Annotated in this window: 1 protein-coding gene; it reads right to left on the bottom strand. The window is 57.9% G+C overall.

All coding sequences use genetic code 11. The features are described from left to right. Positions 1-162: 162 nt before the first annotated feature. A partial coding sequence (locus RNB18_RS52225; RefSeq protein WP_311721081.1) for a diacylglycerol kinase family protein occupies positions 163-442 on the bottom strand: 280 nt, incomplete at its 5' end.

A 442-nucleotide genomic window follows, 5' to 3' on the forward strand; every position in this document is an offset into this window, starting at 1 on the left:
GTTGCATTGATGCTTTCACAGGCTGAACAGATGTCAATAGCATTGAGTTAACACGTGGGCAAAGTCACTGGCGGGGTCGGTGTCCCAGCCCCACGCTCCTGTGTACTACACTTCCAAACTAGCTGCGCCCTAATTCCACCTTAAAGGGTGTGTTTGCGCAGGTCAATCAGTTTTCTTCGTCGGTGCGACGACGCTCAGTGCCTCGGGGACCGACGTGAACGTCATGGTTTCGCGCCTGCCGATGTAATCTCCGTCAATCTGGCATGCGGCAGGCGTGTTACTCGTCACGGTGACCGACGAGACATTGTCGTCACGGATCAGATGCTTGGCCTCCAGGCGCGGATTGCGTGCCACCATGTGCCGGACCAGTCGCAGATTCGCCCAGACGTTCATGCTCGTGGTCGCGAACACGCCCAGGCCGGTGTCGAACGTCGTATCGGGG

This window comes from Streptomyces doebereineriae (assembly GCF_031845645.1).
Taxonomy (GTDB): Bacteria; Actinomycetota; Actinomycetes; order Streptomycetales; family Streptomycetaceae; genus Streptomyces; species Streptomyces canus.